The sequence below is a fragment of the Pantoea sp. PvP021 genome (assembly GCF_054056055.1).
On sequence record NZ_JBSRXX010000006.1, the window covers coordinates 79,153 to 103,750 of the forward strand.

The 24,598-nt window shown below is 58.9% G+C and carries 12 protein-coding genes; 10 read left to right on the forward strand and 2 right to left on the reverse strand.

Annotation, left to right across the window (positions count from 1 at the left end):
* Position 1: 1 nt before the first annotated feature.
* From yidC to ACVKSX_RS16375, 4 genes are all read left to right on the forward strand, one after another.
* The gene (gene yidC, locus ACVKSX_RS16360) at positions 2-1,648 is read left to right on the forward strand and encodes a membrane protein insertase YidC (protein ID WP_010258933.1); all 1,647 of its coding nucleotides are present in this window, start codon (positions 2-4) and stop codon (positions 1,646-1,648) included.
* Between the two features lie 92 nt (positions 1,649-1,740).
* On the forward strand, positions 1,741-3,105 hold the full coding sequence (gene mnmE / locus ACVKSX_RS16365; protein ID WP_010258935.1) for a tRNA uridine-5-carboxymethylaminomethyl(34) synthesis GTPase MnmE: 1,365 nt from the start codon (positions 1,741-1,743) through the stop codon (positions 3,103-3,105).
* Positions 3,106-3,370: 265 nt separating this feature from the next.
* On the forward strand, positions 3,371-3,961 hold the full coding sequence (locus tag ACVKSX_RS16370; protein WP_010258936.1) for a malonic semialdehyde reductase: 591 nt from the start codon (positions 3,371-3,373) through the stop codon (positions 3,959-3,961).
* Between the two features lie 169 nt (positions 3,962-4,130).
* Positions 4,131-4,880 (forward strand): 4'-phosphopantetheinyl transferase family protein, encoded by a 750-nt coding sequence (locus tag ACVKSX_RS16375; protein ID WP_010258937.1) that lies wholly within the window; start codon positions 4,131-4,133, stop codon positions 4,878-4,880.
* Positions 4,881-4,916: 36 nt separating this feature from the next.
* Here ACVKSX_RS16375 and ACVKSX_RS16380 read toward each other — a convergent pair whose 3' ends face one another.
* On the reverse strand, positions 4,917-6,230 hold the full coding sequence (locus ACVKSX_RS16380; RefSeq protein WP_010258938.1) for an NCS2 family permease: 1,314 nt from the start codon (positions 6,228-6,230) through the stop codon (positions 4,917-4,919).
* 152 nt (positions 6,231-6,382) lie between these two features.
* On the opposite strand from ACVKSX_RS16380, the gene yieH reads away from it, so the two are divergent.
* Together yieH and ACVKSX_RS16390 are read left to right on the forward strand one after the other, a co-directional pair.
* Positions 6,383-7,042, forward strand: a complete 660-nt coding sequence (yieH, locus tag ACVKSX_RS16385; RefSeq protein WP_010258939.1) for a 6-phosphogluconate phosphatase — start codon at positions 6,383-6,385, stop codon at positions 7,040-7,042.
* 11 nt (positions 7,043-7,053) lie between these two features.
* Positions 7,054-7,986: a GlxA family transcriptional regulator gene (locus ACVKSX_RS16390; protein WP_323169308.1), complete on the forward strand. Its 933-nt coding sequence runs from the start codon at positions 7,054-7,056 to the stop codon at positions 7,984-7,986.
* Here the strand turns inward: ACVKSX_RS16390 and ACVKSX_RS16395 are convergent.
* Positions 7,971-8,966, reverse strand: coding sequence for an acyltransferase (locus tag ACVKSX_RS16395; protein WP_010671618.1), 996 nt, complete (start codon positions 8,964-8,966; stop codon positions 7,971-7,973). The genes ACVKSX_RS16390 and ACVKSX_RS16395 overlap by 16 nt on opposite strands.
* 221 nt (positions 8,967-9,187) lie before the next feature.
* Between ACVKSX_RS16395 and glyQ the strand changes: the two genes are divergently transcribed.
* The 4 genes from glyQ (at position 9,188) to ACVKSX_RS16415 (ending at position 24,536) form a co-directional block, all read left to right on the forward strand.
* The gene (gene glyQ / locus ACVKSX_RS16400) at positions 9,188-10,099 is read left to right on the forward strand and encodes a glycine--tRNA ligase subunit alpha (RefSeq protein WP_010258942.1); all 912 of its coding nucleotides are present in this window, start codon (positions 9,188-9,190) and stop codon (positions 10,097-10,099) included.
* A 9-nt stretch (positions 10,100-10,108) separates the two neighbouring features.
* On the forward strand, positions 10,109-12,178 hold the full coding sequence (gene glyS / locus ACVKSX_RS16405; RefSeq protein ID WP_064690441.1) for a glycine--tRNA ligase subunit beta: 2,070 nt from the start codon (positions 10,109-10,111) through the stop codon (positions 12,176-12,178).
* A gap of 378 nt (positions 12,179-12,556) precedes the next feature.
* Positions 12,557-14,287, forward strand: a complete 1,731-nt coding sequence (locus ACVKSX_RS16410; protein WP_354439205.1) for a ShlB/FhaC/HecB family hemolysin secretion/activation protein — start codon at positions 12,557-12,559, stop codon at positions 14,285-14,287.
* 58 nt (positions 14,288-14,345) lie between these two features.
* On the forward strand, positions 14,346-24,536 hold the full coding sequence (locus tag ACVKSX_RS16415; RefSeq protein ID WP_354439207.1) for a hemagglutinin repeat-containing protein: 10,191 nt from the start codon (positions 14,346-14,348) through the stop codon (positions 24,534-24,536).
* Positions 24,537-24,598 lie beyond the last annotated feature (62 nt).

A 24,598-nucleotide genomic window follows, 5' to 3' on the forward strand; every position in this document is an offset into this window, starting at 1 on the left:
GATGGATTCGCAACGCAATCTCTTTCTCATCGCTTTTCTGTTCGTGACCTTTATGATCTGGCAAGCCTGGCAGACGGACCACGCTCCGCAGCCACAGCAGACGCAGACCACACAAGGCACAAACAGCGTAGCGGGTGATACCGCCAGTCAGGGTGTACCGGCCAGCGGTCAGGGCCAGACGATCACCGTTAAGACTGATGTCCTGTCATTGAATATCAACACCCGAGGCGGTGATGTTGAACAAGCACAGCTGCTGACTTTCCCGGACAAACTGGGTTCTAACCAGCCGTTCCAGCTGCTTGAAACAACGCCAGCGTTCCTTTATCAGGCACAGAGTGGTTTGACCGGTCGTAATGGCCCGGATAACCCGAACAACGGCGCGCGTCCGCTGTTCAACGCTGCGCAGGATCACTTCGAGATGGCTGATGGCCAGTCCGAACTGCGTGTGCCGATGACCTACACCGCTGAAAATGGCGTGGTTTACACCAAAACCTTCATCTTCAAGCGTGGCGAATATGCCGTTAATGTCGATTATCATGTCAACAACACCACCCAGCAGCCGCTGGAAGTGTCGCTGTTTGGCCAGCTGAAGCAGACCATCGATCTGCCTAAGCATCGTGATACCGGCAGCAACAACTTTGCTCTGCACACCTTCCGTGGCGCGGCCTACTCCACCAGCGAGTCGAAATATGAGAAGTATAAATTCGACACCATCGCGGATAACGAGAACCTGAACGCCACCACCAGCAATGGCTGGGTTGCGATGCTGCAGCAGTACTTTGCAACGGCCTGGGTTCCGCGTACCGAAGGCACCAACACCCTTTACACCAGCAACCTGGGTAATGGCGTGGCGGCGATTGGCTATAAATCTGCACCGGTCACCATTGCCGCGGGCGCACAGCAGAATCTGGGTGCAACGCTGTGGGTCGGCCCGGAAATTCAGGACAAGATGGCAGCGATTGCGCCGCACCTTGATCTGACCGTAGATTACGGCTGGTTGTGGTTTATCTCTCAGCCGCTGTTCAAACTGCTGAAATTTATCCACAGCTTCATCGGTAACTGGGGCTTCTCCATTATCGTGATCACCTTCATCGTGCGCGGCATTATGTACCCGCTGACCAAAGCGCAGTACACCTCGATGGCGAAGATGCGCATGCTGCAGCCGAAAATTCAGGCGATGCGTGAGCGTCTGGGTGATGACAAGCAGAAGCAGAGCCAGGAAATGATGGCGCTGTATAAAGCAGAGAAAGTGAATCCGCTGGGTGGCTGTCTGCCGCTGGTGATTCAGATGCCAATCTTCCTGGCGCTTTACTACATGCTGTCAGGCTCGGTTGAACTGCGTCATGCGCCATTTATTCTGTGGATCCATGACCTGTCAGCGCAGGACCCGTACTACATCCTGCCGATTCTGATGGGCATCACCATGTTCTTCATTCAGAAGATGTCACCGACCACCGTGACCGATCCGATGCAGCAGAAGATCATGACGTACATGCCGGTGATTTTCACCGTGTTCTTCCTGTGGTTCCCGTCAGGTCTGGTGCTGTACTACATCGTCAGCAACCTGGTCACCATTCTCCAGCAGCAGCTGATTTATCGCGGCCTGGAAAAACGTGGTCTGCATAGCCGCGACAAGAAGAAAGCGTAAGCGATCCAGAGCGGGAGTAATCCCGCCCTAAAATAGTCTATTCTCAGGCGGTCAAAGCGACCGCCTGTGTTTTTTGTAGCGAGAGAAAATTTATGAGCCACAGCGATACCATTGTTGCCCAGGCGACGCCACCCGGACGCGGCGGCGTAGGCATTCTGCGCGTCTCTGGCGCCCAGGCGGCAGAGGTCGCCCGCCAGCTGCTGGGCAAACTGCCTAAGCCGCGTTACGCCGATTATCTGCCGTTCACCGATAGCGATGGCCGCGTGCTGGATCAGGGCATTGCGCTGTGGTTTCCTGGTCCTAACTCCTTTACCGGTGAAGATGTGCTGGAGCTGCAGGGCCACGGCGGCCCGGTGATCCTCGACCTGCTGCTGAAGCGCATCGTGGCGCTGCCTGGCGTGCGTATCGCTCAGCCGGGTGAGTTTTCAGAGCGTGCGTTTCTGAATGACAAGCTCGATCTGGCGCAGGCCGAAGCGATTGCTGACCTGATTGATGCCAGCTCTGAGCAGGCGGCGCGTTCGGCCGTGAACTCCCTGCAGGGCGTCTTCTCCACCCGTATCAATCATCTTGTGGAAGCACTCACTCACCTGCGGATCTATGTCGAAGCAGCTATCGACTTCCCGGATGAGGAGATCGATTTCCTCTCTGACGGCAGAATCGAAGCGCAGCTGAATACGGTGATCGGCGACCTGGATGCCGTCCGTGCCGAAGCGCGTCAGGGCAGCCTGCTGCGTGAAGGGATGAAAGTGGTGATTGCGGGCCGGCCTAATGCGGGCAAATCGAGCCTGCTGAATGCGCTGGCGGGCCGTGACGCCGCCATCGTCACGGATATCGCAGGCACCACCCGTGACGTACTGCGTGAGCATATTCATATTGATGGCATGCCGCTGCATATCATCGACACCGCCGGTCTGCGTGAAGCCAGCGACGAAGTGGAGCGCATCGGGATTGAGCGCGCCTGGCAGGAGATCGAACAGGCTGATCGCGTGCTGTTTATGGTGGACGGCACGACGACCGATGCCACCGAAGCGGCGGCGATCTGGCCCGATTTCGTCTCCCGTCTGCCGCCCGAACTGCCGATTACCGTGGTCCGCAACAAGGCGGATGTCACCGGTGAGTCTCTCGGTCTGACAGAAGTAAATGGTCACTCACTGATTCGCCTGTCGGCACGCACCAGCGCGGGCGTGGACGAGCTGCGCGATCACCTGAAGCAGAGCATGGGCTTCGCCGGCAATATGGAAGGCGGCTTCCTGGCGCGTCGCCGTCATCTGCAGGCGCTGGAGCTGGCGGCAACGCACTTACAGCAGGGTAAAGCGCAGCTGCTCGGTGCCTGGGCCGGTGAGCTACTGGCGGAAGAGTTACGTCTTGCCCAGCAGGCGTTAAGCGAGATCACCGGCGAGTTCACTTCTGACGATCTGCTGGGTCGCATCTTCTCCAGCTTCTGTATCGGTAAATAACCGTGCTGGCCTGATAGCGTCCTGCTGTCAGGCCAGATTTCCTGCCACGCTGCCTCCCTGTTATTCCCGCCTCTGCGTTGATTCTTGCTGATATGTTATTTTGCGGCGGCACGGCATTGCCGTATAACGGTTGAAGCGCCGATCTGACGTGCGGCGACGGATTGCGGTGAGTGATCCCCGCCTCATCCCGCCGCGCCGGACCGGACGCAAACCCACTACGTGAACACCGTTGGGCGAACTTTTTCGCCTGAAACAGGAGAGTTGCATGAGTACACCGCTCGACACTGCCGCACTGGACACGCTGTTTAATGACGCCCGCACCCACAGTTACTGGCAGGCTAAGCCCGTCGATAACGCCCTGCTGGAGCAGCTCTATGCTTTAACAGCACTGGGCCCGACCTCGGCGAACTGCTCGCCTGCGCGATTTGTTTTCGTGACCTCGGCGGAAGGCAAAGAGAAGCTGAAACCGGCACTCTCTTCCGGCAATCTGGAAAAAACCATGAGCGCGCCGGTCACGGTGATTGTGGCCTGGGACCGCGAGTTCTATGAGCAGCTGCCCGCCCTGTTCCCGCATGCTGATGCGCGCAGCTGGTTTACTGGCAGCCCGGAAGCGGCAAAAGAGACCGCTTTCCGTAACAGCAGCCTGCAGGCGGGCTACCTGATTCTGGCGGCGCGTTCGCTGGGTCTGGATGCCGGTCCGATGTCCGGTTTTGATCCGGCCAAAGTCAATGACGCCTTTTTCCCCGACGGTCAGTATCAGGTTAACCTGCTGATTAACCTCGGCTATGGTGACGCGTCAAAACTGCATCCGCGCCTGCCGCGACTGAGCTTTGAGCAGGCGAGCCGTTTCGCCTGATGCTGCCCGCGTCGCGAGTCGAATCGCGACGCTTATCTCTGGTCGATCCCCGCGATTCTGCTCATCCTATTCCGAATTTACCCCAATCTGTGCGTTGCCAGGTGCATTAAGGTAAGAAAATTCCTACAATGCTTCTGATGATTATCTGACCATTTTCACGGAGCGACAGATGGCTGGTCATTTTGTACGCTGGACGGGCGATCCCGGCTTCCCGGCTAATGATTTACGCATTCCCCAGGCTATCACCGACACGGCACAGCAGTTTGCTGACAAACGCCGTGGGCGATTTCTTGCCGCCCGTACCCTGCTGGCACAACTGATGCTACGGGTTTATGGCATTGGTGAGCTGCCGCGCCTGCTTATCCAGAGCAACGGACGCCCCGTTTTTGCTGACAGCGATCTGCCCGATTTCAGCATCGCCTATGCGGGCAATACGGTGGGTGTGCTGCTGGCCGAAGAGGGTGGACGTGCCGGTCTGGATATGGAGATTGTGCATGCCAGAAGCCGTCAGACTCAGGAGCAGCTGATTCAGGGATTAACCTCGGGCGAGATCGCCTGGATCAATGCCCAGCAGGATGCCATGGAGGCGGTGACGCAGATCTGGACATTACGCCAGAGCATTCTCAAGCTGACGGGAGAGGGCGATCGGGGACTGGATTCGCTGCGCCTGTTGCCCGGTGCGGGTCGGCTGCGATCTTCACTCTATCCCGATATTCAGGTGGTGTGTGATGCGGAGCCCATGCTGGTCTGGTCGTGTGCGCTGTCGTCTGCGACTCAGCGTCTGCATCTGTGGGAGATGGATAACGCCTTTCAGTGGCACGCATTACGCGAAATAGAGATGGGTAAGCCCAACATCGGGCCTCATGCTCTGCGGCTGACCAGCCTGCCCAGCGAGCGCAGCCTGCATCCTGAAATGTAAAAAGCCGCAACCCGGAGGTTGCGGCCCTGAATGCGCTTAGTGCGCGTCTACAAAGACAATCTTCAGCACAAACAGCAGAGCAACAATTACTACGCAGGGGCTGATTTCACGCCAGCGGCCAGTACCCAGCTTCATGACGCAGTAAGCGATGAATCCCAGCGCAATGCCTTCGGTGATGGAAAAACTAAAGGGCATCATGGCGGCGGTCACAAACGCCGGAACGGCTTCGGTCAAATCATCCCAGCGTACGCGCGACAGGCTGGCGGTCATTAACACCCCAACGTAAATCAGCGCGCCCGCAGCGGCGTAGGATGGCACCATCGCGGCCAGCGGTGACAGGAAGGTCACCAGCAGGAACAGCAGGCCGGTCACCACTGCCATCAGGCCGGTACGACCACCAATCGCCACGCCCGAGGTGCTTTCGATATAGGCGGTCACGGATGAGGTGCCCGCCAGCGCACCACTCACTGAACTGATGCTGTCGACATAGAGCGCCTGCTGCATGCGCGGGAAAGTGCCGGTTTCATCGGTCAGTCCCGCTTTGTCGGTGACGCCGATCAGCGTGCCGGAGGAGTCGAACAGATTGACCAGCATAAAGGAGAAGATTACGCCTGCCATGCCGATGTTGAAGGCGCCTTTGATATCCACCTGGCCAACCACAGAAGTAATGGAAGGCGGCGCAGAAAACAGGCCGACAAACTTCACGTCGCCCAGCATCCAGCCGATAGCGGTGGTAACCACCATCGAGATCAGCACTGCCGCGTGGATATTGCGTGATGCCAGAATAGCGATGATAAAGAAGCCCAGCGCGCCCAGCAGTACGCTGTGCGAGGTCAGGTTCCCCACGGCCACCAGGGTATCGGGATTCGGCACGATAATACCGGCATTCTTCAGCCCCATCATGGCGATAAACAGGCCGATACCGGCGGTAATGCCGACGCGCAGGCTCAGCGGGATATTGGCAATCATCCAGTAGCGAACCCGCAGCAGCGTCAGGATCAGCAGGCCGACCGCACCCCAGAAGATCGCGCCCATACCCACCTGCCACGAATAGCCCATCGCACCGACCACCACAAAGGCGAAAAAGGCGTTCAGCCCCATTGCGGGCGCCAGCGCCACCGGCAGATTGGCAAACAGTCCCATCAGAATGCTGCCGAAAGCGGCAATCAGACAGGTGGTCACAAACACCGCCTGGGTATCCATGCCGGCGACGCCGAGGATCTGCGGATTGACGAAGACGATGTAGACCATCGTCAGAAAGGTGGTGATACCCGCGATCACTTCGGTGCGCACCGTGGTGCCATGTTCCTGCAGCCTGAAGATGCGCTGCAAAACGCCTTGCTTGCTCATGCCATCCATCCAGAAGAAAAAATCATCGGCGCGTATCCTGGCGATTTTACCGGGGCAATACAATGATTTTTCGCAACCGATTGCCAGTCTCGCAATCTGCGCTGAGTGCGGTAGAGTGTGGAGCACACCCCTGAATCGAAGGATAGAGTCTGATGTCAGTAGAATGCGTCTTTTTTGATTGCGATGGCACGCTGGTGGACAGTGAGTTGCTCTGTACCCAGGCCTACGTCAACACCTTTGCCCGTTACGGCCTGGAACTGTCGCTGCAGCAGATGTTTGAAAAGTATAAGGGCGTCAAACTCTACGACATTATTCGTGACGTCGGCGACGCGCATCAGGTGACGCTGCCGATGGAAGAGGTGGAGACCGCCTATCGCGCAGAGGTCGCGCGGCTGTTTGATCAGCAACTGCAGCCCATCCCGGGCGCGAAAGCGCTGGTTGAGCAGATCAAGGTGCCGATGTGCGTGGTTTCAAACGGGACGGTAAAAAAGATGCAGCACTCGCTGGGCTTAACCGGCATGCTGCCGCTGTTTGCGGAGCACCTCTACAGCGGCTATGACATTCTGCACTGGAAGCCCGATCCGGAACTGATGTACCACGCGGCGGAACAGATGCAGGTGCCGATTGAGCGCTGCATTCTGGTGGATGACTCCGAAGCGGGCGCCCGCGCCGGTATCGCTGCCGGCATTCCGGTCTACTACTACTGCGCTGACCCGCACAACCCTGAACTGGATCACCCGCTGGTGACGCGCTTCGACGATATGGCGCAACTGCCTGCGCTGTGGCGCGCCCGTGGCTGGGATCTGGTGTAGCGCGGGCCAGCATGACACACACCGTCTGTTTTTTAACCCTGCCCGGCGTGATGGCGCTGGATCTCACCGGCCCGGCCGAGACGCTGAAGCTGGCGGGCGAGCACTTTACGCTGCGCTACATCGGCCCGCAGCCGGAGGTGGTCTGCTCCACCGGCATGACCATTGGCGGCATCGAACCGTTACCTGATCAGTTGCCCGCCGGGAGTCTGCTGGTGGTGCCTGGCGTCTATGACTCGCAGGTCTGTTACGCCACGCCGCAGGCCGGAGAGGCTCGCGACTGGCTGATGCGCCAGCACGCCGCGCTGTGCGCGCAGACCTTTATGCTGGTCTGCGTCTGCTCGGGTGCGCTGCTGGCGGCGCAGGCAGGCATGCTGGATGACGTGCTCTGCACCACCCATCACGATGTAATTGCCCGCCTGAAAGCCGCGGCCCCGCGCGCACGGGTGCAGGAGAACCGGGTGTTTGTCGGGCATGAGAATATCTGGACCAGCGCAGGCATCACGGCGGGAATCGATCTGGCGCTGCATCTGATTAATCAGCTCTGCGATACGCAAACCGCGCTGGCGGTAGCGCGGGAGATGGTGGTCTGGTTCCGCCGTGCCGGTGACGATCCGCAACTTTCGCCGTGGCTGCGTTACCGCAACCACATGCATCCGGCCATTCACCGGGCGCAGGATCTGATGATTGCCCATCCTGAGCACGGCTGGACCCTGACCGAGCTGGCTGGACGCACGCATGTCAGCAGCCGCCATCTGGCGCGGCTGTTTCGCCAGCATCTGGGGATTAGCGTGCGTGAATACCATGAGCAGCTGCGGGTTGGCGTGGCGCGCCAGCGTCAGCAGCAGGGTGAATCTGCCGAAAAAGCGGCGCTGGCGGCGGGGTTTTCATCGGCGCGCCAGCTACGGCGCGCCCGCCAGCGTGAAGCCAATCAGCTGACAAAGTGACGGGTATCGACGCGTTTCAATGCCATACCCAGCAGCAGGCTGCCGCCCAGCGTCAGCCCGAACACCCAGGGCAGGTCGAGCCACGGACGCGACATATCATCGTAATGATGCGTTCGCAGGTAGTGAATGAACAGCGCATGAAAGCCGTAGATCGGCAGTGAATAGCGCGCAATCACCGTTAAACCGGGCAGGGTGCGCTGGTTCAGGCTGTTTTTAAACACGATCAGCAGGCTGATCGCGGCGATAAACACCAGCGGTCCGCAGTAGAGATACCAGGTGTCATTAAACGCCCCGTTAACGATCAGCGCCTGTTTCGTCCCTAACGTAATGCCAATCACACAGGCGATAAACAGCCCGGCAGCCAGCGGCGTCAGGCCGCGCCGGGTCGTTTCCATCGTGCCGATAGCCCGTCCCAGCAGCGCATAGAGCAGGTAGTAGATACTGTCACCGCTGACATAGAGATTAACCGGCAGAAAGTGAAATGGCCCCAGCGACTGGCTGACCGTATTGGGATTGGCGAGCACCGCCAGCACCAGCACCAGCAGCGCCACGTAGCGCGCCTGCACGGTTTTTACCTGGATCAGGGGCGACAGCAGATAGATGCCGATCAGCGCAAAGAAGAACCACAGGTGATAAAACACCGGCTTCTGCAGCATCTTCAGGATTGATCGCCCTTCGCTGATGGGGGTCAGCCAGGTGATATAGGCCAGCGATACCGCGCTGTAGAACAACAGACAGAGCACCAGCCGGAGCATATGGCGCGGCTGGGCGCTGCGTTCGCCGAAAAACAGATAGCCGGAGATCATAAAGAACAGCGGAACACAGACGCGTGATGCTGAGTTCAGCAGATTAGCCGCATCCCAGGTGATGCCAGTCACCGCCATCGGCCCGGTGATATACCAGGTGGTGGTATGAATCACGATCACCATCAGACAGGCAACCGCGCGTAAATTATCGATCCAGTAAATCTTCTGCGGCATGGCATCCTCTTGCGCATCGCGTCCGTGCGCAAAAGGGTAGCCAAATGCGACCAGAGCAACAACTGCTGCCAGCAGGATTCGGAGCCATCTGTATGCCAGCGCCCTGAATCACCGCGAAAACGCGCCGGTAGCGCCTGGGATTTACGGCTGCACATCGCGCGGTCAAAGGGTATACTGTCGGCCTCTTTTTTTAATCTAACCGAAGCGCGTGCACACTCAACATGCAAAAGTTTGATACCAAAACCTTTCAGGGGCTGATCCTGACCTTGCAGGATTACTGGGCGCGTCAGGGCTGCACCATTGTCCAACCGCTGGACATGGAAGTGGGCGCTGGCACTTCACACCCGATGACCTGCCTGCGCGCACTCGGCCCGGAGCCGATCGCCGCCGCTTACGTGCAGCCATCACGCCGTCCTACCGATGGCCGCTACGGTGAAAACCCGAACCGCCTGCAACACTACTACCAGTTCCAGGTGATCATCAAACCCTCACCGGACAACATTCAGGAGCTCTATCTTGGCTCGCTGAAAGAGCTGGGTATGGACCCGACGGTGCATGACATTCGCTTCGTGGAAGATAACTGGGAAAACCCGACGCTGGGTGCCTGGGGACTCGGCTGGGAAGTGTGGCTCAACGGCATGGAAGTGACGCAGTTCACCTACTTCCAGCAGGTTGGTGGCATGGAGTGTAAGCCGGTGACCGGCGAGATCACCTACGGTCTGGAGCGTCTGGCGATGTACATCCAGGGCGTCGACAGCGTTTACGATCTGGTGTGGAGCGACGGTCCGCTGGGCAAAACCACCTACGGCGACGTGTTCCATCAGAATGAAGTGGAGCAATCCACCTATAACTTCGAATACGCCGACGTTGATTTCCTCTTTACCTGCTTCGAGCAGTATGAGAAAGAGGCGCAGCATCTGCTGGCGCTGGAAAAACCGCTGCCACTGCCCGCCTACGAACGCATTCTTAAAGCGGCACACAGCTTCAACCTGCTGGATGCCCGCAAAGCGATCTCGGTAACAGAGCGTCAGCGCTATATTCTGCGCATTCGTACCCTGACCAAAGCCGTGGCTGAAGCTTACTACGCCTCTCGCGAGGCAATGGGCTTCCCGATGTGCAATAACAAAAAGTAAGAGGCAGCCATGACTGAACAAACCTTCCTGGTGGAGATCGGCACCGAAGAGCTGCCACCAAAAGCCCTGCGCAGCCTGGCAGAAGCCTTTGCCGCGCAGGTCACTGCTGAACTGGATGCCGCTAACCTGAGCCACGGCGAGGTCAGCTGGTTTGCTGCGCCGCGTCGTCTGGCGCTGAAAGTCGCAAACCTGAGCGCCTCACAACCCGATCGGGAAGTAGAGAAGCGCGGACCGGCGGTCGCTGCGGCGTTTGACGCTGACGGCAACGCGACCAAAGCCGCTGAAGGCTGGGCGCGTGGCAACGGCATTACCGTCGATCAGGCTGAACGTCTCGCCACCGATAAAGGCGAATGGCTGGTTTATCGCGCTCAGGTCAAAGGCGAAGCGGCCCAGGCGCTGCTGCCCGCAATGATCGCTACCGCGCTCAGCAAGCTGCCGGTGCCAAAACTGATGCGCTGGGGCAACAGCGATGTGCAGTTCGTTCGTCCGGTTCACACCGTGACGATGCTGCTGGGCGATGAGCTGATCCCAGGCACCATTCTGGGCATTAAGTCAGATCGGGTTATTCGTGGTCACCGCTTTATGGGTGAAAGCGAAATCACGCTCGACAACGCCGATCAGTACCCTGATGTGCTGGAAAAACGCGGCCAGGTCATTGCCGACTATCAGGTCCGCAAAGCGATGATTAAAGCCGATGCTGAAGCAGCAGCACGCCGTTTAGGCGGCAACGCTGATATCAGCGACAGCCTGCTGGAAGAGGTGACATCGCTGGTGGAGTGGCCGGTGGTCCTGACCGCGACCTTTGAAGAGAAATTCCTCAAGGTACCTGCGGAAGCGCTGGTCTACACCATGAAAGGCGATCAGAAGTATTTCCCGGTGTATGACAATGACGGCAACCTGATGCCGAACTTCATTTTCGTCACCAACATCGAATCCAGCGATCCGCGCCAGATTATCTCCGGCAACGAAAAAGTGGTACGTCCACGCCTGGCCGATGCGGAGTTCTTCTTTAATACCGACCGCAAAAAGCGTCTGGAAGATCACCTGCCGCGTCTGGAGACGGTGCTGTTCCAGAAAGAGCTGGGCACGCTGCGCGATAAAACCGATCGCATTCAGGCCCTGGCGGGCTGGATTGCCGGTGAAATTGGCGCAGATGTGAATCACGCCACCCGCGCGGGCCTGCTGTCGAAGTGTGACCTGATGACCAACATGGTCTTCGAGTTCACCGACACCCAGGGCGTGATGGGCATGCACTACGCGCGTCACGACGGCGAAGCCGAAGATGTGGCGGTGGCGCTGAATGAGCAGTATCAGCCGCGCTTTGCCGGTGACGATCTGCCGTCCAGCCCTGTCGCCTGTGCACTGGCGATTGCGGATAAAATGGATACGCTGGCCGGTATTTTCGGCATTGGTCAGCATCCAAAAGGCGACAAAGACCCGTTCGCACTGCGTCGTGCGGCGCTGGGCGTGCTGCGTATCATCGTTGAGAAGAACCTGCCGCTCGACCTGCAGACTCTGACCGAAGAAGCGGTGCGCCTGTATGGCAGCAAGCTGAGCAACGCCCGCGTGGTGGATGATGTGATCGACTTTATGCTGGGTCGCTTCCGCGCCTGGTATCAGGAAGAGGGTCACAGCATCGACACGCTGCAGGCGGTTCTGGCGCGTCGTCCGACCCGTCCGGCTGACTTTGATGCACGCATGAAAGCGGTGTCGCACTTCCGTACGCTGGAAGCAGCCGCAGCACTGGCGGCGGCGAACAAGCGCGTCTCTAACATTCTGGCAAAATCGACTGAAACGCTGAATGAGAGCGTGCAGGCGTCGCTGCTGAAAGAGAATGAAGAGATCCAGCTGGCGACCTTTGTCACTGCGCTGAGCAGCAAGCTGCAGCCTTACTTCGCTGAAGGTCGTTATCAGGATGCGCTGGTCGAACTGGCGCAGCTGCGTACTGCGGTAGACAACTTCTTCGATAAAGTGATGGTTAACGCCGACGATCAGGCGGTGCGGGTTAATCGCCTGACGCTGCTGTCAAAACTGCGTGAGCTGTTCCTGCAGGTCGCGGATATCTCACTGCTACAGTAATGCTATTTGTTGTGCGGAAAAGGGACGAGCAATCGTCCCTTTTTTTATGGGATTTTTTGGCCTGATGTTTTCAACTCATACCTGGGTGTGACCGCTATAGCGGCCATTTTTTAGGGTGCAAATGAATACGCTAAAGTGCTCAAACTACCATTGCCGGTCATCAGGGATCGGCTGTTGTGATGCGCCAGGTTATAAATATTATGTCTATATATCAAAAGGTTAATTGTTAATTTTTCTCCTGTCATACTCTAAAGTTTTTCATCAATCCGGTGGTTAAGAAACCGCCCTAAAAATAGCCAGCCCTCTTGTTTTTCCCCTCACCTGATGGATAATTCGCCAGAATTTACACCCGGTTACATTTAGTGAAATGGAATTTTCATGAAAAGGATTTGTTTATCGCTCTGGCATCCGCCAGTGCGTCTGCTCACCATGGTGGCAGGCGCGCTGCTCTGCTCTGCTTTCCCGCTGATGGCAGCCCCACCAGCCGATAATCCCCGCGAAGAAGGCCAGGCAATTGATGCCCGCGAGCAACTGCGTCAGCAGACGCGCGAGCGCGTGCTGCAACAGCAGAATGCGCCGCAGGCGAATGAACATCTTCCCCGTCCTGATAGTCGTCTGCCCGGTTATCCTGCCAGTGAGCAGCCCTGCTTTACCATCAATCAGATCGCCCTGACTGGCGATGAAGCCAGCCGTTTTCAGTGGGCGCTCGACGCCGCCGCGGATGCCACCGGCCGCTGCCTGGGCGGACAGGGCATCGTGCTGGTCATTAACAAAGTGCAGAATGCAATTCTCGCCAAAGGCTATGTCACCACCCGCGTCATGGCACAGGAGCAGGATCTGACTAAAGGCGTATTAACGCTGACGTTACAGCCGGGCCGTATCAGCAGGATCCGTTTTGATGAACCGGTTTCCTGGCGTGGACGGCTGTGGAATGCGATTCCGGCGTCATCGGGCGAGATATTAAATCTGCGGGATATTGAGCAGGGGCTGGAGAACTTCAAGCGGGTGCCCAGTGCCAGTGCCGACATTAAAATCGTGCCGGGCGAGCAGGAAGCCACCAGCGATCTGCAGGTCAACTGGCGCGAAGGCAGACCGGTGCGGCTCAGTCTGGGACTGGATGACAGCGGCTCCAGAAGTACCGGGCGCTACCTCGGTTCCGCCACCCTCGCAGTGGATGCGCCCTTTGCGCAGAACGATCTGTTTTACGCCAATATTGGCAAAAATCTGTTTGAGCATGGGCCGTTCGGTAACCGCTCGCACACCCTGAATTACTTTTTCCCGATAGGCTACTGGGCCGTTTCCGCCAACTACAACGACTACACCTATCACCAGAACATCCCCAATGCCAATGAGGTGCTGCGCTACAGCGGCAAGAGCGATAATTTCCAGCTCACGGTCTCCCGGTTGCTCTACCGCGATCAGTCGAACAAAACCACGCTTAATCTGCGTGGCTACCGCAAACATTCCACCAACGCCGTCAACGATATCGACATTGTGCAGCAAAAGCGGCGCACCGCGGGCTGGGAACTGGGCCTGAATCAGCATAGCTATCTGGGCAGCAGCACGCTGGACGCCAGTATCGCCTGGCGGCGCGGTACTGGTGCGTTTAATGCGCTTCCTGCACCAGAAGAGTCGCGTCATCAGGGCAGCGCGCGTACCGGCATATTGCTGGGCGACCTCGGCATCAACCATCCTTTCGCTGTGGGCGAGCAGCCCTGGCGGGTCTACAGCAGTGTGCGGGGCCAATGGAGTCCGAATGCCCTGACGCCACAGGAGCGCATGGCGATTGCCGGCCGTTATACGGTACGCGGCTTCGACGGTGAACAGATGTTGTCGGGGGAAAAAGGACTGCTGTGGCGCAACGAAATTGGCTGGAATCTTTTCTCGCGCGGACATGAGCTCTATCTGGCTGCCGATTATGGCCGGGTAAGCGGACCTGCGACTTGCGACCTGGTCGGACATCAACTGGCAGGCAGTGCAATAGGCGTACGCGGCGCGCTCTGGGGGCGCTTCAGCTACGACCTGTTTGCGGGCATTCCGCTCTATAAACCCGCGGGATTTCATACATCAGGCGCGACGGCGGGTTTCAGCGTTAACCTGGAAATCTGACCACCAAAGCGGGCGATCCCGCTATCTGAACTGAGTGACTTTCACATGGATGTGACCCATGAATAAACATTGCTATCGCATTATCTTCAGCCGCACCCATGGGGAACTCCGGGTGGTGTCAGAACTTGCCCGCAGTTGCAGCACGGAGCCCGGTCAGAGCCGTGGCAACGGCACGCCGCGTCTCTGGGTCACTTTACGCCGCGCGGCGTGGCTGCTGGGAATGGCCCTGTTTGCCGGGCCTGCAATGGCGAACGGCATTGTGGCGGATAGCAATGCTACGCCAGGACAGCGGCCGGACGTCATCGCCACCCAGAACGGGCTGCCGCAGGTTAATATCACCGCCCCCAATCAGGCGGGTATCTCGCATAACCAGTATCAGCAATTCGATGTCGCGCAGAACGGCGCCATCCTGAATAACTCCGCAGTGATGACCTCAACACAACTGGCCGGAATGATTCAGGGCAACCCGAATCTCAACCCAGACACCCCAGCGGCGCGGGTAATCATCAACGAAGTAAACAGCAATAATCCCAGCCAGCTGCGCGGTTATATGGAAGTGGCGGGCGGACGGGCGCAGGTGATCGTTGCCAACCCGGCCGGGATTGTCTGTAACGGATGCGGCACCATCAACGCCGGACGGATGACGCTGACCACCGGCAAACCACAGCTCAACGCTGACGGCAGTCTGGCGGGTTATCAGGTCGAACGCGGCGTGGTGCGCATTGAAGGCGGCGGACTCAACGGCGATCACCGTCATGATACTGAGTATGTTGACATACTGGCCCGCGCGGTGGAGATCAATGCGGGCGTCTGGGCCAAAAAAGAGCTGGCGGTGGTGGCCGGTCGCAATCGCGTAAGCGCAGACGCACAGACGGTCACACCGCTGGCTGATGACGGCAGCGCCAGACCTGAACTGGCGATCGACATGGGGCAGATGGGCGGCATGTACAGCGGCCAGATCCGCATGATAGGCACTGAAGCGGGCGTCGGCGTGCGAAATCAGAACGCTCAGGTGCAGGCGGGCAAAACGCTGGTGGTGAGCAGCGAAGGTAAGCTTGTCTGGCAGTCGGCGGCGCAGGATGGCGTGACGCAGGCCGGAGGCGACATCAGTCTTGCGGCCAGAGAGGATATCGATTATCAGGGCAAGCTCCACAGTGGCGGTCAGCTGACGGTCCGGAGCCGCGAAGGCGGAATCACTCAGTCCGGCACCCTGGCGGCGGCAGGTGATGTGCGGCTGACGGCGGCCCGCAGTATCCAGAGCAGCGGACACCTGCTGGCAGGCAGCGATGCCAGTAGCCAGGTTGTGCAGGAAGCTAATCTGCAGCTGGAGAGCCAGGATACCATTCGCGCCAGCGGCAGCCTGCTGAGCAAAAAAGAGGTCAGCGCACGCGGACGCCGGGTCGATCTCAGTGGCGCTCAGGTCGCCGCCAGCCGCGCCACCCTGACGGCTCAGGATGAGGGTGTTGCCGTGCGTCAGTCGGTGATTAATGGCACGGAGCTGGTGATTAACACGGCAGGTGATATCGAGGCGCAGCAGGCGCAGATTAGCGCCGGGCGCTGGCAGGTCGATGGACGCAGCCTGTTCAGCCAGCAGGCCGGATGGTCGCAGACCGGAAGTGGCGAAAGCCGCTTCACCCTGAGTGGTGGGCTGGATAACAGCGACGGAGCGATTGAGAGCCGGCAACTCAGCTTCCGGGCCGCCTCGCTCAATAACCAGCGTGGACGCATGGTCGCACTCGACAACGCCGCCCAAAAATGGCGGATTGACGGTCTGCTCGACAATACCGCGGGTGAGCTGGGTAACAATGGCGATCTGACGCTTGAGACAGGCAGCCTGACTAACCAGGGTGGCACCGTTAAAACCCAGGCCGCGCTGGCTATTAATGCCAGCACGGCTGTAAACAACAGTCAGGGTAAGCTGCTGGCCGGTGATGCGCTGACGCTCAGCGCGGGCGGTGATCTTGATAATCACGCTGGCACCCTGAACGGCGGTCAGCTGTCGCTGACCGCGCAGCATCTGAATAATGTGCAGGGCGAGATCGTCAGCCAGGGCGATCTTGATCTGACGACACTACAGGGCCTGGACAACAGCAATGGCTGGATCGAAGCGGGTCATCATCTCTCACTCAACAGCGGCGGACTCTGGCAGAACCGCGACGGAACGGCACAGGGCGGTGAGCGGGTCACGGCGGCGGCAGATCAGCTCAATAACGCCAGCGGCCGGTTGCAGTCTGGCGGTGATCTGGAGCTGACCAGCCGTGGCGATATCCTCAACCAGAGCGGCAAACTCACGGCGAAAAATGCCCTCGCGGTCCATGGCACCGCAGCGACGCTATTTGATAACGATGGCGGATCGCTGCAAAGCGGCGGCGATCTGCTGCTGCAGGGCGGCGCACTGAACAATCGCCAGTCAGGGCAGATTCTCAGCCAGCAGGCACTGACGCTGAACCTGGCGGGCGACTGGGACAATCAGGGTGGCACCCTGACCGGTAATGGCCGCACGCAGGCCAGCGCCGCAAATCTGTTGAATGCTCAGGGCGCGATCAATGCGCTGGATACGCTGGATATGCAGGTTGCTGGTCGTCTGGATAACAGCAATGGCCGCATCTTCAGCCGGTTAAGCCAGACGCTTCAGGCGCAGGAGATGAGCAATACGCAGGGCTGGATGGGCAGCCAGGGAAGCTGGACTGCCACGACTGCCGGTTTCGATAACACGGCGGGCAGCGTACAAAGTCAGCAGCAGGCTGAACTCTCGGCGAACTGGCTTAGTAACGCCAGCGGCGTGTTGCAATCGGCTGCTGGCATGGCGTTACGCATTGCGCAGGATATCAACAACCTGGCCGGTAAAGTCTCTGCTCAGCAGCAGCTTACCGTTCAGGGTCAGACCGAAGGCAGCCGCACCGGTAACATTAACAATGCGGATGGCCAGTGGCTGGCTGGTGAGGGGCTGACTATTATCGCTGCGCGACTCGATAACACCCAGGGCGGTCTGCTCTACAGTCAGCGGCAGTTGAAGCTGAATCTGGCCGGGGATGTGCATAACCAGGCCGGTAAGATCCAGAGCGGCGAAGCGTTCCAGCTGGATGCGCAGACGCTGAACAACACAGGCGGCAATATCGACAGCCAGCAACAGCTGACACTTCAGCTGTCAGGGCAGTTTGATAACAAGGGCGGCGCGGTACGCAGTAATGGCGGGCAGCAGATCAATGCCGCAGCGATCAACAACCGTCAGGGCGTGTTCAGCAGCCGTGAAGCGATTAATCTGACCACCGGGCAGCTGGAGAATGCCAGCGGCACACTAATCAGCCAGGGCGCGGGAAGTTATCACGTCGGCACGCTCAACAACCAGCAGGGCAAAGTCCACAGCGGCGCGGCGCTGGCCCTTGAAGCCGCACAACTGAACAATCAGGGCGGCCAGCTTGTCGCCACCCAGGATCTTGTGCTGAACGCCACGGCGATCGATAACAGTACCCAGGGTGTGATCAGCAGTCAGGCGGGGCTCTCACTGCAGGCCGATCGCCTTATCAACCGCGACGGCGGTCTGTTACTCGGCACCACCTACAGCGACATTACTGCACGTGATATCGATAACAGCGCCGGACGGCTGCAGAGCGCCGGAACGCTCATGCTGCGCGGTGTTGCACAGCTGGACAACCGGCAGGGAAGGGTGCTGGCGAATGGCGATCTCATTCTCAACGGTGATCTCTCACCGACTGATTCACCGCTGGTGCTGCTCAATCAGAGCGGACGGCTGGAGAGTGCTGGCGCATTAAACATCCATGCACACTCTTTCGATAATCAGGGCGGCACGCTGCTGGGCCTGCAAGCTCTGAGGCTGAGCGCGCAACAGGACTACACCCGCCAGGCGAGCGAAACCATCAGCAGTAACGGCACGGTGACTGTCTCTCTGAGCGGGGCGTTTACTAACCTGGTGGACTGGCTGCTGCCGGGTAATCTGGTGCTGAATGCGGCAGGCATAACCAACCCGGCGATGCTGGTGGGCAAAACAGTTCAGCTCACGACCGGTGCGCTGCTGAACAGCGGGCGTCTTGAAGCCGACGACCTGACGCTGAGTGTCGACTCGCTGGATAACCGTGCCGCGTTGATGGGTGATGAAGTCACCGTGCGTTCCCGGGTGATCGACAACCATGGACAGCCTGCGGTCATCGCGGCAACTCAAAACCTGACCCTGCAGGCCCGTGAGCGGCTGAGCAACACAGATGGCGCGCTGCTCTATAGCGGCAATCGCCTGTCATTGCATAGCGATGACCTGATCGAGAACCGGGCGAGCTTTATTGAAGCGGACGGTGATATGACGCTGGAAGCGCGGCGGCTCGACAACTTGCGCGAAGGGCTGGTGATAGAGCGTGAGGCTGAGACCAGCGACTACAAGTGGCATCGTTATAACTACTACTGGCGATCTTACGGCTCAGCAGTGAGCACGGATCTCAGCACCATGGCGTCAACGACTCAGCAACTGACTTTCCAGGATGAGGCCGCGGCGCAGAGCAATCCTTACGGCACCCTGCTGGCAATTGACGCTGTGGGCAAACGCGCTCAGGTACGGGTCATGAACAATCAGGGCGTGCTGACCGATCTTTGGGTTAACTATCTGGCGCTGAACCCCAGCGCCGATGGCACGTATGCCATGACGTTCTATGAAACCCGCGGATTCCGGCAAAATAACGTACCGACTCCCTATCAAAATACGGTGTGGCGTGAACATGATCGTGGACGTCTGGAGCAATGGGATCCCGAAAAACATATCGACATCGACAATGCGCCGTTCGTTACTGATTACAACAATTTCCGTGAACGAACTGCAACTGGCACCATAACGCGTGATCGGCTGGTCAGCGAAGGCATTGGCGCCCGTATTCTGGCGGGCGGCAACATGATCCTGCGCATCACCGGCGCGTTATTCAACGATGCCAGCGTGATCACGGCTAACGGCAATCTGACACTGGATGGCGGTGGCAGCATTGATAACCGGGGTTACTCGGTCAATGAGCGACGCCAGGAAGTGATTGTCGATCATTACGACAGAAGCACGCGCCACTGGTATCCGACCTTCAATTCCGATGAGACCACAGCCCTGGCAACCGTTGACGGCATCATTACCGGCAACGGCAACGTCAGCATTAACGGGGCCAGCATCAGCACTACCACCGTTAATCAGGCGCAGATAAGCCAGCTTGAAGCGGCGCTGCAGGCAGTGGACGCTGAGCGTGCGGAGTATGAACGTAACCCACTGGCCTTTACCGTGGACGGGGTCGCCCGCCATGACGGCGACACAGAACTTACGACGGGTGATAACACATCGGGTCGCCCACTGTTACCGGCTGAACTGGCCCTGACGGCGCTACAACAGCTGGAGAAAGTCGCCACAACCATCCCCAATAATGGTCTGTTCAGCCAGCATACCGCGGCGGGCAGCCCGTATCTGATCGTGACTGACGAGCGTTTTACCAGCAAGAGCAAATTTATCAGCAGCGACTATCTGCTTGAACGGGTGGGTTACGACCCGTCACAGGTGCATAAACGTCTGGGCGACGGTTTTTATGAGCAGCGTCTGGTTCGCGAGCAGGTCCTGAAACTGACCGGCAGGCCTTCCGTTAACGGCTGGGATGCGATGGCGCAGTATCAGGAGCTAATGAACAACGGCTCTAAAGTGGCGCAGGATTTCCATCTGGTGCCGGGCGTGGCGTTGACGCCGCAGCAGATTGCGGCGCTGCAACAGGATATCGTCTGGCTGGTCAGCGAAACGGTTGATACGGCAGACGGCCCTCAGACGGTGTGGGTGCCGAAAGTTTATCTGGCACAGACCACGCTGCGCCTGACTGGCGCGGGCGCGGTGATTGGCGGCGGTAATCTGCAGCTCTCGGCAGACAGCGTGACCAATGCCGGTAACCTTTTTGCGGATCAGGCGCTCTCCATCGACAGCGGGCAGTTTCAGCACCTGGGTGGCGACATCACGGCGGGCAGCATTGATGTGAAGGCGGAGACGCTGACGATCAGTACCGATCTGCAGAATGCCCTGCGTCAGGCGACGATGAGCGCTGACGATATCAGCCTCAGCGGCACTGATATCCGGCTACAGGGCGCGAAGCTCAATGCCACCAGTAACCTCAGTCTGAGCGCGCGCAACAACCTTGAGATTGGTGCCGCGAAAAGCAGTCACAGCGGCAGCCTGAACGTGATCTCCGGGGCGATGGGTAACCGCACCAGCAGCGGCATGGAAGAAGCGGGCAGGCGCATGGCGCAGGTCAGCGGCGAGTGGCAGCAGGCGCAGGGCAGCGAGCTTAACGCCGGTGGCAATCTTCTGCTCTCGGCCGGGCGTGACCTGACGCTGACCGGTAGCCAGGCCAGCGCCTCCGGCTCTGCCCGGGTTCAGGCTGGCGGCGACATTCACATCGGCGCTGAAACCACCACCAATACCACCCATCTTGAGGCCGACAGCCGGACCTCGTCGGTCAGCAACAGTCGCACGGAAGATCGCCTTTTGCTCAGCACCCTGAGCGGCGCTCAGGATGTGACGCTGGTGGCGGGTAATAACCTGCTGGCCGAAGGCGCGCAGGTCGACAGTACCGAGGGCCGCATTGGCGTCAGCGCGCAGAACGTCACCATTAAAGATGCGCGCGCCAGCCTGCTCGATCAGGACAGCGAAAACAAGCGCGAGGGTAATTCCCGCACCCATCGTGAAGAAGAAAGCGTGCGCGAGAGCAGCACCGGTAGCACCTTCAGCGGGCAGCAGGGCGTAACAGTGATTGGGCGCGAGGGCGACGTCACCGTGACCGGCAGTACGCTGCACAGCGAACAGGGCGCGGTCGGGCTTCAGGCGAAACAGGACGTGGTGCTCAACACCGCCACCGAACGTGAGTCACTCTATAGTGAAGAACGCTCAGAGAATAAAGGCCTGCTGAACAAAAGTAGCAGTCACAGCGTGACGCGGGACGTTACCACCCGTGAGAACGGCAGCCTGCTGAGCGGCGAAAGCGTCACGGTCATCGCCGGACGCGACCTGACGGTGACCGGATCGGCGGTGGCTGCCGACCAGGACGTCAATCTGCGGGCCGGACGCGACGTGGAGATCGGCGCGGCAACCGAGACCGACAGCCACTACCAGCTGCAGGAGAACAAAAAGAGCGGCCTGCTGGGCAGCGGCGGCATCGGCTTCACGGTCGGCAAGCAGTCGACCCGCCATGAAATCGATGAGAAGGGTACCACCCAGAGTCAGAGCGTCAGCACCGTCGGCAGCAGCCAGGGCAGCGTGAACGTCACGGCGGGCAACCGGCTGCACGTCGGCGGCGCAGACCTGGTGGCGGGTAAAGACATGAACCTGACGGGCGACAGCGTGAGCATCGATCCGGGTGTTGACCAGCGGACCCGCACCGAGAAGACCGAGTCGAAGCAGAGCGGACTGACGCTGGCGTTGTCGGGTGCGGCAGGAAGTGCGCTCAACACGGCGGTCAGCAGCGCGCAGCAGGCCAGGAAGTCGGGCGACGGGCGGGTCAGCGCGCTGCAGAACACCCAGGCGGCGCTGAACGGGGTGCAGGCGGCGCAGGCGTATCAGATGGACGGGCTGAACACTGCCTCAGCAGACGCACATAATGCAGCCGGCGACCTGAAGCCGGGGCAGGACGGCTATCAGGCGGGATCGACCAACACCATCGGCGTCAGCGCCTCGTACGGCAGCCAGTCGTCGAAAAGCGAAACGCGTACTGAAAGCAGTCAGTCGAAGGGCAGTACGCTGACGGCGGGCCGGAATCTGACCGTCACGGCAACCGGCAAAAACGGTACGGCGCAGAGCGGCGACATCAGCATCACCGGCAGCCAGCTGAAGGCGGGCGGCGACATGGGTCTGGATGCGTCACGGGACATTCTGTTGCAGTCGGCGCAGAACACGCAGAGCACTGAAAGCACCAGCAGCAGCAAGGGCGGCAGCGTCGGTATCGGCATCGGCGTGGGGTCGGGCGGGTACGGCATCACGGTATCGGCGAGCGTCAACGCGGCGAAGGGCAGCGAAAAAGGCAACGGGCTGACGCACGGCGAAACCACGCTGGACGCGGGCAACCGGCTCAGCCTGACCAGCGGGCGCGACATCACGCTCACGGGCGCGCAGGCCAGCGGTGAGAGCGTGAAGGTGGATGCGGGCCGCAACCTGACGCTGACCTCGGAGCAGGACAGCGACCGCTACGACAGTAAGCAGCAGAGCGCCAGCGCGGGCGGCAGCTTCACCTTCGGCTCAATGACCGGGTCGGCGAACGTGAACGTGAGCCGGGATAAGATGCACAGCAGCTGGCAGAGCGTGGCGGAGCAGACCGGGATTTTTGCCGGGAAGGGCGGCTTTGACGTCACGGTGGGTGAGCACACGCAGCTGAACGGCGCGGTCATCAGCTCAACGGCTTCCGCCGATAAGAACCGGCTCGACACCGGCACGCTGGGCTTCGGCAATATTGAGAACCACGCGGAATATGAGGTGGAGCACCAGAGCGCGGGGATGAGCACCGGCGGTAATATCGGCGGCGACTTTGCGGGCAACATGGCGAACGGCATGCTGGCGGGGCTGAACGACAGCGGCAGCGCGGACTCTGTGACGAAGGCGGCGGTGAGCGAAGGCACGATAATCATCCGCGACCCGTCGAAGCAGAAGCAGGACGTGGCAGGGCTGAGCCGCGACGTGGCGAATGCCAATCCGGGGCTGGACGTCATCTTCGACAAGGAGAAGGAACAGAACCGGCTGAAGGCGGCGCAGCTCATCGGGGAAATCGGCGCGCAGGCGGGAGATATCGCACGGACGCAGGGCCAGATAGCGGGCCTGAAGGCGCAGCAGGACCCGGCGGCTCTTCAGGCGGCGCGTGAGCAGCTGGCGGCAAGCGGTAAGGCTTATACGGAAGCCGATATATCGCAGCGGGCGTATGACAACGCGATGAAGCCATTCGGCACGGGTTCGTCGCTGCAGCAGGGCATCAGCGCGGTGACGGCGGCGGTGCAGGGCCTGTCGGGCGGGAACGTGGCGCAGGCGATAAGCGGCGCGGCGGCACCGTACCTGGCGGAAAAGATACATGAACTGACCACGGACGCGAACGGTAAGGTTAATACTGAAGCGAACCTGATGGCGCACGCGGTGCTGGGTGCGGTAACCTCGTACGCGGCGGGCAATGCTGCGCTGGCCGGCGCCTCGGGGGCGGTGATGGGCGAGTACATCGCGCAGCAGCTGTATCCGGGCGTTAAACGTGAAGACCTGTCTGAGGAGCAGCGGCAGACGATAAGTGCGCTGGGGACGCTGGCGGCGGGTCTTGCGGGCGGCGTTGTGGGTGACAGCACGGCGGATGCGGTGGCGGGGGCTCAGGCGGGTAAAAATGCGGTTGAGAATAATCATTTGCACACCGCAGAAGCCAGGGCGCTTGATAAAGAACTCTCGGACTGTAAAGCGTCGGGCGGTGACTGTCAGGCCGTAATTAACAAATATATTGATATCAGCAATAAAAACAGTAAAGAACTGGCGGAAGCCTGCACCGGAGGAGGTGTTGCCTGTGTAAGCTGGGAAGAACTGGTTCAGGCGGAAACTAACATTGCTCTGGATGCTGATAAACATCAGGTAAGGCTGGGTGATAAACTGAAAGATCCGGATGCAGCTGCGATAGTTAAATATCTTAACGGGTCTGATCTTAAATTCCTTAAGGATAATATCACGAAAAGTGATCGGTTTATGGATGTGGTAATGAACCCAACTTCCTGGCCGGTAGTGATAATGGGTGGGAAAGCAATTATTACGAATATTGTGAATAACAGCAAGGAGCAATTAATTGCTGTTGGAGTTGCTGGGGCTGCAAATGTAGGTATTCAATATGGCACGACAGGTGAGGTAAAACTGTCTGATGTAATTGGATCTGTAATTGTTGGTGGGATTACTGCGGGTAAAGGTTATAACCCAACGGTTACATGGAATGCAGCAGGTGGGTATTATCAGGCAGAAATAAGTGGAGATGATCCGATTATGGCTGCACTTATGAGTACTACTAGTTCTGGGGCAGGATATAAAGCAGGAAATATTTTAAAAGTACCTTTTGATAAGGTCTTCAATCCTGTGTCAAAGCAATATGAATGGGTGTCGAGCGGGGTTTGGACAATATCAAAACCGGTCCCTCAAAGCTCAGTGCCATCTGTGGCGGGTAATGTCGCAGACTCTCTCACATCAGGTTTACTTAATTCACCGAATGGCAATAATTCGGGAGAGAAAAAATGATCCGTATAACTAAATGGAAGTTAATAATTTTATTCATATACTCATGCACCACTATTCCTGTG

Coding starts and splice junctions, on each gene's coding strand:
- yidC (WP_010258933.1), top strand. CDS start 2: ATGGATTCGCAACGCAATCTCTTTCTCATCGCTTTTCTGTTCGTGACC.
- mnmE (WP_010258935.1), top strand. CDS start 1,741: ATGAGCCACAGCGATACCATTGTTGCCCAGGCGACGCCACCCGGACGC.
- ACVKSX_RS16370 (WP_010258936.1), top strand. CDS start 3,371: ATGAGTACACCGCTCGACACTGCCGCACTGGACACGCTGTTTAATGAC.
- ACVKSX_RS16375 (WP_010258937.1), top strand. CDS start 4,131: ATGGCTGGTCATTTTGTACGCTGGACGGGCGATCCCGGCTTCCCGGCT.
- ACVKSX_RS16380 (WP_010258938.1), bottom strand. CDS start 6,230: ATGAGCAAGCAAGGCGTTTTGCAGCGCATCTTCAGGCTGCAGGAACAT.
- yieH (WP_010258939.1), top strand. CDS start 6,383: ATGTCAGTAGAATGCGTCTTTTTTGATTGCGATGGCACGCTGGTGGAC.
- ACVKSX_RS16390 (WP_323169308.1), top strand. CDS start 7,054: ATGACACACACCGTCTGTTTTTTAACCCTGCCCGGCGTGATGGCGCTG.
- ACVKSX_RS16395 (WP_010671618.1), bottom strand. CDS start 8,966: ATGCCGCAGAAGATTTACTGGATCGATAATTTACGCGCGGTTGCCTGT.
- glyQ (WP_010258942.1), top strand. CDS start 9,188: ATGCAAAAGTTTGATACCAAAACCTTTCAGGGGCTGATCCTGACCTTG.
- glyS (WP_064690441.1), top strand. CDS start 10,109: ATGACTGAACAAACCTTCCTGGTGGAGATCGGCACCGAAGAGCTGCCA.
- ACVKSX_RS16410 (WP_354439205.1), top strand. CDS start 12,557: ATGAAAAGGATTTGTTTATCGCTCTGGCATCCGCCAGTGCGTCTGCTC.
- ACVKSX_RS16415 (WP_354439207.1), top strand. CDS start 14,346: ATGAATAAACATTGCTATCGCATTATCTTCAGCCGCACCCATGGGGAA.